17 protein-coding genes and 1 pseudogene are annotated in these 15,222 nt (G+C 60.1%); 10 read left to right on the forward strand and 8 right to left on the reverse strand.

Annotated elements, in window-relative coordinates:
• Window positions 1-204: 204 nt before the first annotated feature.
• Both HGP14_RS32210 and HGP14_RS32215 read right to left on the reverse strand, forming a co-directional pair.
• Window positions 205-2,739 (reverse strand): arsenate reductase (azurin) large subunit, encoded by a 2,535-nt coding sequence (locus HGP14_RS32210; protein ID WP_168833882.1) that lies wholly within the window; start codon window positions 2,737-2,739, stop codon window positions 205-207.
• Window positions 2,740-2,750: 11 nt separating this feature from the next.
• Window positions 2,751-3,275 carry an arsenate reductase (azurin) small subunit gene (locus HGP14_RS32215; RefSeq protein WP_168833883.1) on the reverse strand — a complete coding sequence of 175 codons (525 nt, stop codon included), beginning with the start codon at window positions 3,273-3,275 and terminating at the stop codon, window positions 2,751-2,753.
• A gap of 223 nt (window positions 3,276-3,498) precedes the next feature.
• Here HGP14_RS32215 and HGP14_RS32220 point away from each other — a divergent pair, with 223 nt between their 5' ends.
• The 6 genes from HGP14_RS32220 to arsH all read left to right on the forward strand — a co-directional run bounded on the left by HGP14_RS32220 (window position 3,499) and on the right by arsH (window position 6,850).
• The gene (locus tag HGP14_RS32220) at window positions 3,499-3,918 is read left to right on the forward strand and encodes an ArsR/SmtB family transcription factor (RefSeq protein WP_168833884.1); all 420 of its coding nucleotides are present in this window, start codon (window positions 3,499-3,501) and stop codon (window positions 3,916-3,918) included.
• A gap of 123 nt (window positions 3,919-4,041) precedes the next feature.
• The gene (locus tag HGP14_RS32225; protein WP_168833885.1) at window positions 4,042-4,392 is read left to right on the forward strand and encodes a helix-turn-helix transcriptional regulator; all 351 of its coding nucleotides are present in this window, start codon (window positions 4,042-4,044) and stop codon (window positions 4,390-4,392) included.
• A gap of 119 nt (window positions 4,393-4,511) precedes the next feature.
• Window positions 4,512-5,021, forward strand: a complete 510-nt coding sequence (locus HGP14_RS32230; RefSeq protein WP_168833886.1) for an arsenate reductase ArsC — start codon at window positions 4,512-4,514, stop codon at window positions 5,019-5,021.
• Entirely contained in the window at window positions 5,018-5,722 is a 705-nt protein-coding gene (locus HGP14_RS32235; RefSeq protein WP_168833887.1) for an aquaporin, read from the forward strand. Before HGP14_RS32230 ends, HGP14_RS32235 begins: the two co-directional genes overlap by 4 nt.
• Window positions 5,719-6,147 (forward strand): arsenate reductase (glutaredoxin), encoded by a 429-nt coding sequence (gene arsC / locus HGP14_RS32240; protein WP_168833899.1) that lies wholly within the window; start codon window positions 5,719-5,721, stop codon window positions 6,145-6,147. The genes HGP14_RS32235 and arsC overlap by 4 nt, the downstream gene beginning before the upstream one ends.
• Window positions 6,104-6,850, forward strand: coding sequence for an arsenical resistance protein ArsH (arsH, locus tag HGP14_RS32245; RefSeq protein WP_168833888.1), 747 nt, complete (start codon window positions 6,104-6,106; stop codon window positions 6,848-6,850). Before arsC ends, arsH begins: the two co-directional genes overlap by 44 nt.
• A 2-nt stretch (window positions 6,851-6,852) precedes the next feature.
• Here arsH and arsK read toward each other — a convergent pair whose 3' ends face one another.
• Together arsK and HGP14_RS32255 are read right to left on the reverse strand one after the other, a co-directional pair.
• Window positions 6,853-8,064, reverse strand: a complete 1,212-nt coding sequence (gene arsK, locus HGP14_RS32250) for an arsenite efflux MFS transporter ArsK (RefSeq protein ID WP_168833889.1) — start codon at window positions 8,062-8,064, stop codon at window positions 6,853-6,855.
• Window positions 8,057-8,419 carry a helix-turn-helix transcriptional regulator gene (locus tag HGP14_RS32255; protein ID WP_168833890.1) on the reverse strand — a complete coding sequence of 121 codons (363 nt, stop codon included), beginning with the start codon at window positions 8,417-8,419 and terminating at the stop codon, window positions 8,057-8,059. Before HGP14_RS32255 ends, arsK begins: the two co-directional genes overlap by 8 nt.
• A 42-nt stretch (window positions 8,420-8,461) precedes the next feature.
• On the opposite strand from HGP14_RS32255, the gene HGP14_RS32260 reads away from it, so the two are divergent.
• From HGP14_RS32260 to HGP14_RS32270, 3 genes are all read left to right on the forward strand, one after another.
• Window positions 8,462-8,974 (forward strand): DUF6428 family protein, encoded by a 513-nt coding sequence (locus tag HGP14_RS32260; protein WP_168833891.1) that lies wholly within the window; start codon window positions 8,462-8,464, stop codon window positions 8,972-8,974.
• A 50-nt stretch (window positions 8,975-9,024) separates the two neighbouring features.
• Window positions 9,025-9,237, forward strand: a complete 213-nt coding sequence (locus HGP14_RS32265; protein WP_168833892.1) for a hypothetical protein — start codon at window positions 9,025-9,027, stop codon at window positions 9,235-9,237.
• A gap of 166 nt (window positions 9,238-9,403) precedes the next feature.
• Window positions 9,404-9,586, forward strand: a complete 183-nt coding sequence (locus HGP14_RS32270; protein ID WP_168833893.1) for a hypothetical protein — start codon at window positions 9,404-9,406, stop codon at window positions 9,584-9,586.
• A 321-nt stretch (window positions 9,587-9,907) separates the two neighbouring features.
• On the opposite strand, the pseudogene HGP14_RS32275 reads toward HGP14_RS32270, so the two are convergent.
• From HGP14_RS32275 to HGP14_RS32285, 3 genes and pseudogenes are all read right to left on the reverse strand, one after another.
• A pseudogene (locus HGP14_RS32275) lies at window positions 9,908-10,107 on the reverse strand (TetR/AcrR family transcriptional regulator); the annotation flags it as partial.
• A gap of 358 nt (window positions 10,108-10,465) precedes the next feature.
• Window positions 10,466-11,653, reverse strand: coding sequence for a Na+/H+ antiporter NhaA (gene nhaA / locus HGP14_RS32280; protein ID WP_168833894.1), 1,188 nt, complete (start codon window positions 11,651-11,653; stop codon window positions 10,466-10,468).
• 804 nt (window positions 11,654-12,457) lie between these two features.
• Window positions 12,458-13,975 (reverse strand): bifunctional aminoglycoside phosphotransferase/ATP-binding protein, encoded by a 1,518-nt coding sequence (locus HGP14_RS32285; protein WP_168833895.1) that lies wholly within the window; start codon window positions 13,973-13,975, stop codon window positions 12,458-12,460.
• Between the two features lie 414 nt (window positions 13,976-14,389).
• On the opposite strand from HGP14_RS32285, the gene HGP14_RS32290 reads away from it, so the two are divergent.
• Entirely contained in the window at window positions 14,390-14,713 is a 324-nt protein-coding gene (locus HGP14_RS32290) for a TraR/DksA C4-type zinc finger protein (RefSeq protein ID WP_205927431.1), read from the forward strand.
• Between the two features lie 6 nt (window positions 14,714-14,719).
• Here HGP14_RS32290 and HGP14_RS32295 read toward each other — a convergent pair whose 3' ends face one another.
• Window positions 14,720-15,049, reverse strand: coding sequence for a c-type cytochrome (locus HGP14_RS32295; protein ID WP_168833897.1), 330 nt, complete (start codon window positions 15,047-15,049; stop codon window positions 14,720-14,722).
• Window positions 15,050-15,222 lie beyond the last annotated feature (173 nt).

The raw sequence follows: 15,222 nt of genomic DNA on the forward strand, positions 1-15,222 counted from the left end.
CTATGCCAAGGAGAAGGGTATCAAGCGTGAGATCATCAAGGAAAGCGCAGTCAGCAAGGGCGGAAGGGGCAAGGCCATCTTGCCGCGGCCGAGCTGCGAGGCGTGGCAATCGCCCCCTTGGTTCCGCCTGCGAAGTCAGTCTTGTGTCGAAAGCGAGTTCAGCCGTATCGCGGGGCCCTCAGCGGTGACCCCCTCTCGTCCCGGTCACATCTTATATTCCTGCGACTTGAAAGACAGATGCTCGGCGTTGCCCGGAGTATTAGAAATCTTGCGGATCGCGCCCCAGGTCTGCTTGTAGTTGGGAATGATCAGTTCGTTCGTTCCGGGATTGACCACGTTGCCCTGGACGCCCATCGGATACGCGAACAGCATGAACGCCTCCTTTGGCTTCGCAGTCGGCGTCGGGTAGACCATTGCCTGGGTGGACCCGCTCTCGTTGTACACCTCGACGAGATCTCCGCCCTTCAGATCGAGCTCGGTCATGTCAGCCGGGTTCAACTGCAGGAACGGATAGGGCCACCGGTCGACGACCAGCTCTTCCTGCTGGTCGAGGTAGGCGCTTTGCCAGACATGGTTCGTGCGGCCGTTGTTGATGAGGAACGGCCACTTGTCCTTTTCCTCTTGCTTGCCGCGAGCCTGGAGGCCGCGCCATGGCGCATCCATGAACCGGGCCTTGCCGTCGTCGGTAGAGAAGACGCCGTCCGTGTAGAGCCGCTGCGTTCCGACGATCTGGCCGTCTGCGAAGCCCGTGGCGGGTTCCTGGAACCCGTTGTTGCCCATCGCGCGCAGCCGATCGTAGGTCACGAACTCCCCGCCTTTGGCGTTGGCATGGTAGCCGTCCATGAACGCGTCCTCCTCTGTCTTCCAGTCGAAGCCCTTGAACTTGTCGGCGAGGTCATCCTTGCTCATCTCGCGGAACACGCGCTCGAGGTTGTTTGCGAGGCGTGCGGCGATCAGGCAGTCGGGCATGGCCTGGCCTGGCGGGTCCATATAGCGTTCGGTCAGCCGCATCCGCCGTTCGCCGTTCATCGAGGTAAGGTTCATCTCGCCGGACGTTGCCGCGGGAAGCCAGACATGAGCGGCCTGGCCGATCTTCGTCGGGACGATGTCGACGTCGACGGCGAAGAGGCCGCGGTCGCGGATCGCCGCAACGATGGCGTCGACCATCGCCTCGCGGTCACCGTATGCGACGCTCGACATCGCGTTCTTCACCTTGTCGGTCCGCTCCTTGTAGACGCGCTTGAACTCCATTGCGTTAAGGGTCGTCTTGTAGTGGTCGCAGGCCCATATGTGGTGAACGCCGCCCTTGCCGCTGATCAGAAGTTGGTCGACGTAGGCCGCGGGCCGCCCAACATGCGCATCACTTGGCCGGACATAACCTTCCTGGTGGCCGCCGAGCCGGACGACGCCGCCGCCCATCTGGCCAATGTTGCCAGTCGCCAGCGCAATGTTCACAAGCGCGCCGTTGGTCCGGTAGTTGTCGTTGCCCCAGATCAATCCCTTCTCGTAGCAGAACATCGCACGCCGACGTTTCCCGCCTTCCTTCGGCATTCCGATCCATTCGGCCGCCTTCACCATGTCCTCGGGCTTCAGGCCCGTGATCTTCGCCGCGTCGTCGACCGAAATCCGGCAGCCTTGCACGGCCGCTTCGAAACTCGTGAGGTGACCGGGTTTGGCGGGAGACACGCCCTCCGCAGGATAGAGTGGCGGGCGTGGCGGCGCGTCGTGCGACGTGCTCTTGTCGATGAAATCCTTCTGCACCCAGCCTTTGTCGGCGATGTAGGTGAAGAGGGCGTTGAACAGGGCGAGATCCGTTCCCGAGTTGATCGCCAGATGCAGCACGTTGTCCTTCCCGGCCTCGGTCTCGCAGGCGTTGACGGTGACCGTGCGGCGGGGGTCGACGATGACGATGCGGGCCGCCGCATGCGGTTCGCCTGGCATCATCTGGTTCTTCTTGTCGAGCGTCGAGCCGCGGAGGTTTGGAACCCAGTGGTTCAGGAAGTAATTGGTCTGCGTTTCGAGGGAATTGGCGCCGACCGCGAAGATCGTATCGGCCAGCTCTGCGTCCTCGTAGCAGTTGTTCAGCTCGCCGACGCCCATGTCGCGGGTGCCATGGACCTCGGAGTTGTAGGCCGGGCGGTTGTGGATCCGCATGTTCTTGACCTTCATCGCCCCGAAATAGAGCTTTCCGGTGCCCCATGTGTTTTCGTAGCCGCCCCCAGCCCCGCCGTGGTCGAAGGCCGAAACGAAAAGGCCGTCCTCGCCCTGTTCATCGATCACTCTGGCAGTGACGCGGGCGACCAGGTCGAGCGCGTCGTCCCAGCTCGTCGGCTGCATTTCGCCGTATCTCCAAACCATGGGATCGGTGAGGCGCTGGAGCTGGGTGTTGCGGGCGCGGCTGTAGCTCATCTCCGCGATGCGCGCGCCACGGATCGAGCCGAGGCCGGAGTTCACCACGCAGTCCTTGTCCGGCTTGACCACCAGGTGGACGTCGCGGCCCTGTTGCTTGACGATGTTGTACATTGCCGGGCTGTACCAGGCGACCGTCTCCGGGGGTTGCTGTTTCGACAGGTCGACGCCGAAGACATTGTCTCCGGGGGCCTGCCCGCCTTGGGTGTTGGCGTCCCAGCTATAGGCGTGATAGCCGCAGCCGACGATGCAGTAGTGGCACGTGACGTTGTGCACCCTGGCGTTCGGAGGGATGATCGGCAGTTGCCCGATATGACGCTTGTAGGCCATCTCACTCTCCCTCACAGCACGTTGGAAAGGCGACCGTAGAGCAACTCGTCCAGCCCCTCGGCATGGATGTCGCCCTTGTCGTCGACCCGCAGCATGTATTGCGGCAGGTTCTGCGTTGCATGGCCCCAGATCTCGAGGCCGCCGCGCTCGACGTCGAAACGCGAGTAGTGGCCGGAACAGTTGAGCGTGCGATCGGCCGCGTTATATCCGAGCGGAAAGCCCTTGTGGGGACAGATGGTGGTGAACGCTACGACATCGCCGTCGGGGCCTACGCCTCCCTCAACCCTCTGCCCGAGCTTGATCAGAACGCCAGGCGCCTCGGCGTCCGGATAGCTAACGTCCATCGGCTCGTTGACCTTGAGATCGGAGATATTCGCCAGCCGGGCCGATGGATACACCATCGGGCCAGAAGGTGCCGCGGCCCCGGCTTCGGACGCCGGGATGGCCGATGCCGTCACCGCTGCAGCCGCAGCGACGCCCGCACCTGTCAGGAACCTGCGGCGGCCGATGTCGACCATCGCTTTGCATCTATGCATGGATGTGTCCTCCCGCTGACCTGGTCTGACGGGCCGGAGCGACATCTTTTGTGAGCCAGCGACACAATTCCAATTCCGTCGCTGACCAAAGTGTCACACGGATATCAGACTCTCTGTGTATATTTCGTTATGTCTGGAATTCCCGAAATGAACGATAGTCGAAATTTATTGACTTGTCACCGCCGCTCGGCAACTGAAGAGCTGAGGGCTTGCAGGAGATCCCATGAAGAAAGCGACACTAGCCGTTGTCGGACACGCCGGACCCGAAGGAAGCGGCGATGCGATGTCCAACGCCCATGGCCTCGTAGCGCTTTCCGCTCTTGGGCAGCCGACGCGGATCGAGATCTTCCGAACACTGCTGAAGGCCGAACCGGAGGGACTTGCGGCCGGCGCTATCGCCGAGGCCATCGGCTGCCCGCACAACACGCTCTCCACACATCTTGGCATCCTCGCCCGTGCGGGGCTCGTCAATGCAGCTCGGGCGGGCCGTTCGATCATCTATCGAGCGAACGTCGACGGCATCCGCCTGCTCATCGGCTTTCTGGTTAACGACTGCTGCAACGGCCATCCGGAGCTTTGCGATCTGCAGGCAGCGATGCAGCGATCCTCGTGTGCGTGTGCGTCCGGCGAAGAAGGCCGATAGAGGCGCGGCTAGTCAATTCAGTTCGGACCCGCTGCCTGGGCGGGATCTGAGCGAGATGCTCCTCCGTCATCAAACTGTCACGAAACGCGATTATTTCAGAATTAAATCGAGATTTCTGGATATATGGACAAGAAGACAGTTCTTGCCGCTTTGTCGGCTCTTGGGCAGGACACCCGGCTGGAGGTATTCCGGCTCCTCGTCCAGTCAGGACCCGAAGGAGTACCCGCGGGAGAGATCGCATCGCGGTTGGGCGCGGTGCAGAACACGATGTCGGCGCACCTGCGCGTGCTCGATCAGGCGGGTCTGGTGCGCGCCATGCGAGACGGCCGGATTGTCCGCTACACGGCCGACATGACCGGATTTCGCGATCTGCTCGCCTACCTGATGGAAGACTGCTGCGGAGGACGCCCAGAGATTTGCGCGCCTGCTCTTGATCAGGCGGCCCGCCGCGCACCGATCGGAGAAGAGGCATGACTGGCCCGCAGGGCCATGTCGTGTCGGAGATCAGCAATCCCGGACGGCGGTTTTGTCCGTCACCTGCAGCCGTCCTGATAGCAAGCCTGGCGGAACAATATCACTAGGGGGCCAAAGCCATGTCTGATCGCGTCTACAATGTACTCTTCCTCTGCACCGGGAACTCCGCCCGCTCCATCATCGCGGAAGCCATCCTGAACAGGCTCGGGCAAGGGAAATTCAAGGCCTTTTCTGCGGGATCGCAGCCGAAGGGGACAGTGCATCCCTATACCCTGCAGCTTCTCAAAACCCTCAACTACGACACCTCCTTCGCCCGTTCGAAAAACTGGGATGAATTCGCGGTTCCTGAGGCTCCCAAAATGGATTATGTCTTCACCGTCTGCGACAACGCGGCCAACGAAGCCTGCCCCGTATGGCCGGGACAGCCGATGACGGCACACTGGGGAGTGCCCGATCCGGCCGCCGCCGAAGGCACTGAAGCCGAGAAGCATTTTGCCTTCGACGACGTGTACAGAATGCTCAGTAACCGCATCTCCATTTTCACCAGCCTGCCAATGACCTCGCTCGACAAGATGGCGCTTCAACAGCGGCTGGACGAAATTGGCAGAAACATTCCGAAGGCCGGATGAACGTGACAGTCGATCTTGGACGTCGCCTCGTCGCAGAGGCCCTTGGCACCGCCATCCTCGTCGCCACCGTCGTCGGCTCAGGCATCATGGCCGACCGGCTGACGGACGATGTGGCCCTCGCCTTGCTGGGAAACACGATCCCGACAGGAGCGATCCTGTTCGTGCTTATCTCCATCCTCGGCCCTATATCAGGCGCGCACTTCAATCCCGTGGTGACCATGGTCTTCATGGCGCGCCGGGAATTGGAAGCTTCCTCGGTCATTCCGTATGTCCTGGCGCAGATCGCTGGCGGCGTGTTCGGAACGATGGTCGCCCATGCGATGTTCGATTTGCCGATCCTCCAGGTGTCCGAGACGGTGCGAACGGGATCAGCGCAGTGGATCGCCGAAGTAGTTGCGACCTTCGGATTGCTCCTCACGATCCTTGGCGGCCTCCGCTTCCGGGTTGACGCGATTCCGATGCTGGTTGGCCTCTATATCACCGCCGCCTATTGGTTCACCGCCTCAACGTCGTTCGCCAATCCGGCGGTGGCGATTGCCCGCAGCCTCACGGATACCTTCTCCGGCATCCGCCCCATGGACCTGCCGGGGTTCATAGTGGCCCAAATCCTCGGAGCGCTGATCGCTGCCGCCCTTGCCGGATGGCTCTTTGCCGACCAACGCGACGAGATGCCATCCGCCTCCCAAAAGGAAAGAGCCTGACAATGGACGTCACCATCTACCATAACCCGGACTGCGGGACATCAAGAAACACCCTCGAGATGATCCGCAACGCCGGCATCGAGCCGACTGTGATCGAATATCTGAAGACGCCGCCGTCCCGCGCCGAGTTGGTGAAGATGATCGCCGATGCTGGCCTCACCGTGCGCGAGGCGATCCGGGAGAAGGGAACCCCTTACGCGGAACTCGGCCTCGACAATCCGGATCTGACTGACATCCAGTTACTCGATGCCATGCTCAAGGACCCGATCCTCATCAACCGACCGTTCGTCGTCACGCCGCTTGGGACCCGCTTGAGCCGTCCGTCCGAAGTCGTTCTCGACATCCTCCCCGACACCCACAAGGGCCCTTTCACGAAGGAAGATGGGGAGAAGGTCCTCGACGAGAAGGGAAAGCGCCTTGTCTGAAACATTCCCGGCTCTCGACGAGAGACATCTCTGCCAAACCGACCTCGAAGCTCTCCGTCCACCGTTCTCGTCGCACAAGCCGCGCGTCCTGATCCTCTACGGTTCGCTCCGGGAAGTTTCCTACAGCCGACTTCTCGCCCATGAAGCCCGCCGCCTGCTTGAGCGCTTCGGATGCGAGGTCAGGATGTTCGATCCCGAAGGCCTTCCCCTGCCCGACGAAGCTCCCGCCAGCCATCCAAAGGTGCAGGAACTCCGGGAGCTTTCGGAATGGTCCGAGGGTCAGGTTTGGGTCAGCCCCGAGCGACATGGCGCTATGACAGGCATCATGAAGTCCCAGATCGACTGGATTCCGCTGGCGGTCGGATCCGTCCGGCCGACACAGGGCAAGACGCTGGCGATCATGGAAGTTTCGGGCGGCAGCCAGTCCTTCAACGCCCTGAACCAGCTTCGCATCCTCGGCCGCTGGATGCGGATGATCACCATCCCCAATCAGTCCTCGGTCGCCAAGGCCTATCAGGAATTCGATGCCGACGGACGGATGAAGCCGTCCTCGTATTACGACCGTATCGTCGACGTCTGCGAGGAACTGGTGAAGTTCACCTTGCTGACCCGCGAGGCCTCGTCCTACCTGACCGACCGCTATAGCGAGCGGAAGGAAGACGCGGCCAAGCTCGAACAGCGGGTGCAGTTGAAATCAATCTGATCTCAGCCAGCGGTGACGAAGCTCCGCTTCGTCGCCATCGCAATGCTTACGAAGGCGGCCATGCCGACCATGCCCAGGGCTGCGGTAGCGAACAGGGATAGGTCTATGCCGACCTGCTCCATGGCCATCGCGAAGACGAAAGGTGCGGCGGCACCCATTGCGAGCCGCGCCGCCGCCATCTTGCCCGTGATCGCGCCGTAGCCGTCGCTGCCGAACAGATAGAGCGGCAGGCTGCCCTGTGCGATCGAATTGATCCCCGAGCCCAGACCGAGGCAGAAGGCGAACGCGACGGCTCCCGGTAGCCAGCTTCCGCTCAGGCCGAGGATCACGATGCCGATGACCATGAGCGCCGCCGATATGACCGCAAGCACGGGCGGCGACAGCCGTGTTCCGAAGATCATGTTAATTAGACGGCTGAGGACCTGTGCGGGTCCGAACAGCGAGCCGATGACCACTGCGGCCGTGCCGAGGCCGAGGTCGCCTAGCATCGGAACCATGTGAGCGAGGATCGAGGCCAACGTGAATCCAAGAAGTGCGAAGGCGGCCGAGACGACGATCATCGCACCGCGCCGTCCTTCCGGCGGAATCGCGCCGATCACCCGCTCCCGCTCACGGGTGGCTCCCCGGGCGTTCGCCGCCCTGCCCTTGCTCATCATCCAGAAATGCAAGGGCATGCAGAGGAGCAGATTAAGCGCTGCGAACACCAGATAGATTTCCCGCCACGACAGATATCCCATCAAGGCGGCCGAGATCGGCCAGAAGATCGTGGATGCGAAGCCGCCTATGAGCGTGAGGTACGTGATGCTCCGGGAGGCCGTCTTTGGGTCGCTCTCGACGAGCGCCGCGAAGGCTGCCTGGTACTGAACCATCCCCGAGGAAATCTCCAGCAGGACGATGGCGAGCGCGAACACGGCCACCGATGGCGACCAAGCGCACAGCGCGAGCGTCAGTGCCGAGAGGACCGAACCGACGGTCAGGACGGTCGCCGCCCCGATCCTGTCCATCTGCTTTCCGATCATCGGAGCCGACAGCCCGCCGACGAAGAGCGACGCTGAAAAGACGCCGAAGACGTGTTCGAGCGTGATTCCGAGGTCCTTCGCCATGCCGGGCGCAAGGATCGAGAACGAGTAGTAGAGCGTCCCGTAGCCGATGATCTGTGTCAGGCCGAGCGCCGAGATCGTCGCGAGTGAAATCGCGTTCCTCACATCAGGCATGCTGGTTCACTTCCGGCGGCTCGGCGGAGCAGCAGTCTCCGTTGCCTTCGGCAACTCCGAGTACCTGTGGATGCCCGGCGCAGCACTCATGCATCAGGAAGGTCACCAGTCCCGAGAGCGCATCATAGTCGGCGCTGTAGACGATCGAGCGGGATTCCCGTCTCTGTGCGATCAGGCCCGAACGCTCGAGTTCCTTCAGATGGAAGGAGATGTTCGAGGGCGAGACCCCCATCTTCTCGGCGATCGTTCCGGCGGCCATTCCGTCGGGGCCAGCGACAACCAGGGTTCTCACGACAGCCAGACGGGTCTCCTGCGAGAGGGCAGCGAAAGACAAAAGGGCTTGACGTTCATCCATATTTAAATATTCCTTGAATCATTGAATAGAGGAGTAGCGTAGATGAACGCGATCGACAAGAGCATTTCCACGGACATCACTCTGAGCCACCTTCTCGATGTGCTGGCGACCTCGGCGGACGCGCCGCTGGTCTTCCACTACGACGGACACGCAGTGAAGCCGGGATACCATGTAACCGAGGTGAAGGCCGGGCAGTTTTCGGCGCTCGATTGCGGAGCCAACCCCGAGGCTTGGTCGGAAATCTTCGTGCAGCTCTGGGATATCGACGAGGATTCACGCACGCCTATGCCCGCTGGCAAGTTCTCGGCGATCATCCGGAAGGTCTCCGACCATGTTCGGCTGGAGCCGTCCGCGAAGTTGACGTTCGAAGTCAGCGACGGGGAGAAGCCAATGTCGCTGTATTGTGCCGGGTCTCCACGCCTGAAGGAAGGCTCCTTCGAGGTCGCTCTCGCACCCCGGCCATCAAGCTGCAAGCCCCGAGATCGATGGCTTACAGAGGCAAAGGCGAAGTCTGCATGCTGCGGGCCGTCGGCAAACCAGAGCTGCTGCTCCTGAATTGAAATCCGGCTCCATGCGCTGCAAAGATGCGGGCAGAGTGGCCATCCATGCGATCACTGATTATCTGCGCTTTCGGGCTGGCGGCGTTCAACGCCGCGGCCGCCGACTATCCGACCAACGGCATTCTCTACAATCAGCAGGAAGACTCGTCGCTGACCTCTAGCTGCACGCTTCAGGCCGGGCAGCAGCGGCTGCGGTGCGACTTCATCCAGGCTGTGGTCAGGAAAAGGCGAAGCCGGCCGACCTCGCGAGGAAGCTAGCGGATGCCCGCAACAACTGTCCGGTCGCCGTAAAGGATTTCTCGGATCCCAAGCAATGCGAGATGGTGGCGGCATGACTCGGCATGGCGACTGATCAGATACCCATAGATGCCGCCCTGGCACGCAATCCCGGGCTGCGAGCGATGCTGCGAAGTTCAAGGAGGGCATGCTCCGTCTGCAGCAGGATGCGAAGCCTAACCCGAGCGTGTTGGAGACCTTCCGCGCTCTCGCGGGCATGTCCGATCACCCGACCGAGGAAAACTATCTGAAGATCGCGAAGGCGGATCACGAGAAGGATCTTCGAACCTGCCAGGTCAGTTCCAACCCGTTCACGCAGGAGGTCGTCTGAGTGTCCGACTTTGGAAGTGGCGGTGCCTGGGTGGTGTCCGCGCAGCCGGAAGCCCATGCGCGGTCGTGCAGCTATCCGGGTTCGAGAAGGAACAGACCGATATCCCTGGACTTTTCTGGCGGTACGTCGCCCGGAAAGCCGCCACCAATCCTTCTGGTACCGTGATGCCTGGACTAAGTTGCTCCGCCGTCGATCAGGGCGAGTATGTCTACGACTGGAAGAAGACGCGGTCGGATCATATGCAATGCAAATTCGTCGAGTTCAGTCCGATCTAAAGGCTACCCCGTATATCCGGGGCCGGCATTGGAACGGACTCGACGCGTTCACCGCTTCCAGAAAGCGGTCTGTGTAACGTCGGGCCACTGCCGCGGCGAGCCTTTCTTTATGGGGAAATAATAGTGCACACTTGAACTCTTCACTCCAACGTCGGCAGCGATCTCGCGAAAGCTGAAGCCACTGTAGCCCCCCTGGCGGATCCTTTCCTCTGTTGCGTCCATGATCGCATTCGATGTGTCGGTCATCCGGGCCTCTTTTCTCTATCAAGTGATAGATAGCGTTGCGGATCCGTGAGCGTCAGTTCGGGCGGGAGATGACAGTCGGCGCTGAACAGACAACCGCAACAAACCCGTCGTCGATTTCACCAACTACACGGTGCTCGTGGAGATACAGCGGCCAGACACACCGATCTCTCGGGCCGCGCGCGGTGGCCGCGCTGGGACATCAGAATTCAGCCCGGAATTTATGGCGGCGACTCGCAGGCCGTCGAGCAAAAAGTGGAATGGCTTGCGCGGCTTGAGCCCTGTTGGCGCCGTATAGCCCGGCCACATTCGAAGCAACTTACTCATCACTGAACGCTATGAGCATCGGTGGTTTGTCCAGTTAAGTTTTTTGTCGCCGCCGACCAAAAGCCGTCAGGAATATCGCACCTAGAATCCCTGAGACTATCGATCCCATCAGAATGCCAATTTTCACGTGGTCCTGCACCTCCGGATTATCAAACGCGAGCAGTCCGATGAACAGCGACATCGTAAAACCGATACCGCAAAGGAAAGCGGTTCCAGTCATCTGGCCCCAACTCGCGGATGCTGGGAGGTCCGCAATTTCAAGTTTAACAAGAAGGGCTACGGTCCCTAAGACGCCCACGAGTTTGCCCAGCATCAGGCCTGTAGCCACGCCCATTGTAAGCGGTTCGGCAAAGAGGGGCATGGAGACCCCAACGAGAGAAACCCCTGCGTTGACGAAACCAAAAATCGGTACGATCAAGAAGGCTACGGGCTTGTGAAGGTAATGTTCCAGCCTGTGAAGCGGAGACTCTGCATGGTTTTCGGGTGTGCCGGGTGTTAGCTTTAGCGGGACTGTCAACGCGAGCATAACACCCGCCAGTGTGGCGTGGATCCCGGACGTGAAGACCAGAACCCAAAGAACGATCCCGAGCGTCAGATATGGCCATAAGACCTTCACGCCTGAGCGGTTGAAGACGAAGAGAAGGCCGATAACGACCCCTGCACCAGCAAGGGCCGGCAAATTCAGTTCCGCCGTATAGAACAGGGCGATGATGATGACCGCACCGAGGTCATCGATGATGGCCAGCGCGGCGAGGAATATTTTGAGGGATGCCGGAACGCGCTTTCCAAAGAGCGAAATGACCCCCAAGGCAAACGCGATATCTGTCGCCGTCGGAATTGCCCACCCCCGATGCGCTGCCATGTTGCTCCAGTTGAAGAAGAGATACACTAATCCGGGAACTAGCATTCCCCCCGCTGCGGCCGCCCCAGGAAGAACCCGTCTGCTCCAGCTAGACAATTGACCGTCCAGCATCTCGCGCTTGATCTCCAGGCCAACGAGCAGAAAGAAGCCTGCCATTAAAGCGTCGTTGATCCAATGCTGGAGACTTAGGGGACCGATGCTTATATGAAGAGCGTGGAAATACTCATCTTCGAGCGGAGAGTTCGCGATCGAGATCGCGAGGAGGGCGGCCGCCATCAAAACAATGCCGCCTGATGCCTCGTTGTCGAGGAATTGACGAAGTGTGGATTGGATGCGGCCATTTAATAGTGTCGAAGACATAGGTTCCCGCTCCCATATGGAAGATTGATCGAAGTCTCCGTAGATTTCGGGGGAACCCGCAGCGCACGCAGCACACGCTGTCGGTGACGGATTTAGGGCAAAGCTTTCTCGATTTCCAGCGCTCGCGCGCCCTCGTGACTTATCGAGCGCGAACTTTCGAGGCCCTCGGCGCATCCATTCGTGAAAAGAAAAACGCCATACCGACCCCCACAGAAATGGACTGAGCACCACTTCCGGCAGAGGTCGACAAATTCAGCATTAAAGTGGGTCGCCTCGATGAATCGCGAAAGCTCGAGCTTTCCTTATGCAAGGGAATCGGCGAGTTGTTCCCTTCGACCGCTCCGCTCTCTCGGCATTGATTGCATCCAGCTCTGAGTCCGATTGATTTGGTTTCCCAAAAATCAGGTCATCAACGGCCGCCTGAAGGCTGCCTGCCACATCCTCGATAAAGTCGATGTTGGAATGCCGAGACAACCAGATAACAAAATCGTTGGTGATCTCGATGAGTGACTTCCCAGTCATATACTAGCGACAAACTGCCGCTCCTGTAATTTCCTAACTCGCTATTATCTCTTGTTCATGTCGAAAAGTTCGGTCCAGGTTGCTCTTTACGTTGTCGGTTTGGTCATCGCCATGACCGCACTGGCATTCGCTCTGCGAATGGGACACACGCCGACCGCGATCCCCATTTAGAAATCGTCACCTGTCTTAGCCATGCGGCGGCCGCCCGCGCTAATTTCTGCGGCTGGTCAAAGAGCGAAAAAGGGCTCGCCCACGAGCAGTGAGCCTACTCTCATAACCGCTTCAGGAATCCGACACGATAGCGGCAATCGTCGCATCCACAGACGCCGATGTATCGAGATGTCGCCATGTGACCTCGGTGGAATTGCGGGCGAGCTGTCCTGTAAGAACCCCCGTGGTGGCGTCCGAGGGACCGCCCACTCGGTCGTGAACCCGCTGCCAAAGCACTTTGGGATGTGCTTCGAGCCAGATGCCCTGAAAGCGCGCGTTTGTCTCCGCGGCAACGGTTTCCATGAGACGCCGATTGCCAGGATCGTCGAAGACCGCATCGGCGACGACGGATCCACCCTTGGACAGGATCAGACCTCCATGCCGCGCCATCTCGCGGTAGACCTTTATCGACACGTCAGGATGATAAGCGGAAACCGGAAGTCTGGTCTCGGCGCTGACTCCGTGCAAGCCTTTTCGGATACGGTCGCTTTCAACGATCCTCGCGCCCGGAGCCGCACCGATCTTCGCCGCCAGAAGATCTGCCACCGTCGTCTTGCCAGACCCGCTCAGGCCGCCGATCGCGATCAGGCGCGGCGGTCGGTCCTCCAGGAGACTATGCGCGAGATCGAAATAGGATCTCGCCTCCCCGGCCAGTTTGCGGAAATCCTGGCTGGGTTCTTCGGCCTGCGTCGCTGTGACATGCGCTCGAACCGCTGCTCTGATCGCCATGAAAAATGGAAGAAGACAAAACCCTTCCTCGTCGTCGGTTTCATCCAGGTAGCGATTCATCACCAGATTGGCGAGATGGGCAAAGCCCCGATGCCAAAGATCCATCAGCAGAAAGGCGAGGTCATAAAGGACGTCTATGGTCGCGATGGCGAGATTGAACTCAATGCAGTCGAAGAGGCAGGGCCTGCCCGCCAGCAGACAGATGTTCCGAAGATGAAGATCGCCATGGCAGCGACGGACCTTGCCGCTCAACGCCCGGCCGTCGAGGAGCTGCTCGTATCGTTTCGATCGTGACCGTAAGGTCTCGCTCAGCTTCTCGACCTCCGTCCTGCCGAAGACATGGCTCGTTGCAAAGCCGGCATCGTTGATGTCGAGAACGGCTGCAATGTTCGCCGCCCCGCCTCCGAAGCAAACGACCGGTGCCCGGCGATGATAGAGCGCAATCATCCGGGCTGTGGCTGTCATCAGTTCCGGCGTCAGCCTGCCGGCAACCGCCATGCGGTCGAGGAGCTGCTCCTGGCTGAAGCGCATCATCTCCACGACGGTATCGACGAGCGGCCCTTTTCCATCGAACTCCAGCGCACCGGCGACAGACTGGGTGATACGCCGCACGCCGACATAAAGACCGGGTGCGGTTTCGCGGTTCAGTGCGACCTCCTTCCGGCAGGCCTCGTCGCGGATCTTTCCAGTCGAGAAATCGACATAAGGAAGCTTCAGAGCCTTTTTCATCTTGTAGGCCCGGTCGCCGACGAGAAAGATCATCGAGATATGCGTTTCCATCCGTTCCACAGCGCCTGCATGGCCGTAAGACGCCGGATCGGCCAGCAAGGCGATCGTTTCGCTTTGATCCTCGGTCATCATCGCCCTGCACCTCACGGATTGAATGGCACTAACCTCGATAAGCTACGGATCTCGGCGCGCGGGCATTGAGCTGCATCAAGGAAGACCATTCCCATACAAAAAAAGCTGCCGGGGGACGCCTACGCTCGGGTAGGTGTCGGTGAGTCAGGTATATTGCCATGGCACGGCCTTCTCAGCGTCTGCACTGAGCGACGATCCTTCGTGACCCCTTTCGAGCGCCGGAACCGTGTTCGATCCCGACGGACTTGTAAACGAGGGCCGGAGCGAACTTGTGGTAGCGAAATGGGAGCCGGTTTAAAAACGGAGGTCTTCCGGCGCGGCCAGGGCATATGCTTCCCGAATTGACTCAGATCAAAATCATCCCGGCGGGAGTAGCCTAAGGATGTTGAGCGGAAAAACTGGAGGAAGATCATGATGCATAAAGAGAAATTTCAAGTAATTCTGCGCGGCCGGCTTGAAGATCTGAACAGGCGCTTGCGCCTCCTTGACGCCGATCTGGGGCGCCGAAAGGATTCAGACGATGAGGATCGCGCCGTCGAGCTTGAAAACAACGAGGTTCTCGAAGGCTTCGGGCGAGCCGGCGAGCAAGAGATGCGCGCAATCAACGCTGCGCTCGAGCGCCTTCAAAATGGTACGTTCGGTCTTTGCGTAAAATGCGGAGAGCCGATCTCGGAAGCACGGCTCGTCGCCGTTCCCTTTGCCGCGACGTGCCAGTCTTGTCTGCGGGACGAAGCCTGAGCAGTTTCACCGGCTGCGGCTCTTGATGTATGCCACGAGATCGGCAATCTCCGAACGCGTAAGTGAAAGGTTTGGCATGCGCGAATGATGCGGAGCCGATAGGAAGGTTGCAAGCGACGCATCGTCGAAACGCTTCGACCCGCCGATCTCAGCAAATGTGGGAACCCGGTCGGAGCCTTGCTGCTGCCCGGTTGCGACGACGTGGCATTCCGAGCACCAGCGCTCGGCAATCCGCTGGCCGTTGGCGCGATCGGCCGCGGCGCTCTCGCCAGTGGAGACCGCCAGGAGCGCGGCGACAGCGCCAAAACATGCCCGCAAAGTAAGCCTTAATTGCATCCCGGTCTCCTTCAGCTTTCTTCAGTTGCAACTAACGATCCAGCGTTTCAGTGGCATGTATGGACGGCCTCCGCGTGGCAAGGGCTTTTTGGCATTTCTGACGATTGGTCGGGTGCAGGCATGTATACGGCCTTTGATTGCGGCTGGTTCATGCCGCTGGCCCTGATGTAGTC

Origin of the sequence: Rhizobium sp. P32RR-XVIII (genome assembly GCF_012641395.1) — a bacterium.
In the GTDB taxonomy this organism is placed as follows: domain Bacteria; phylum Pseudomonadota; class Alphaproteobacteria; order Rhizobiales; family Rhizobiaceae; genus Rhizobium.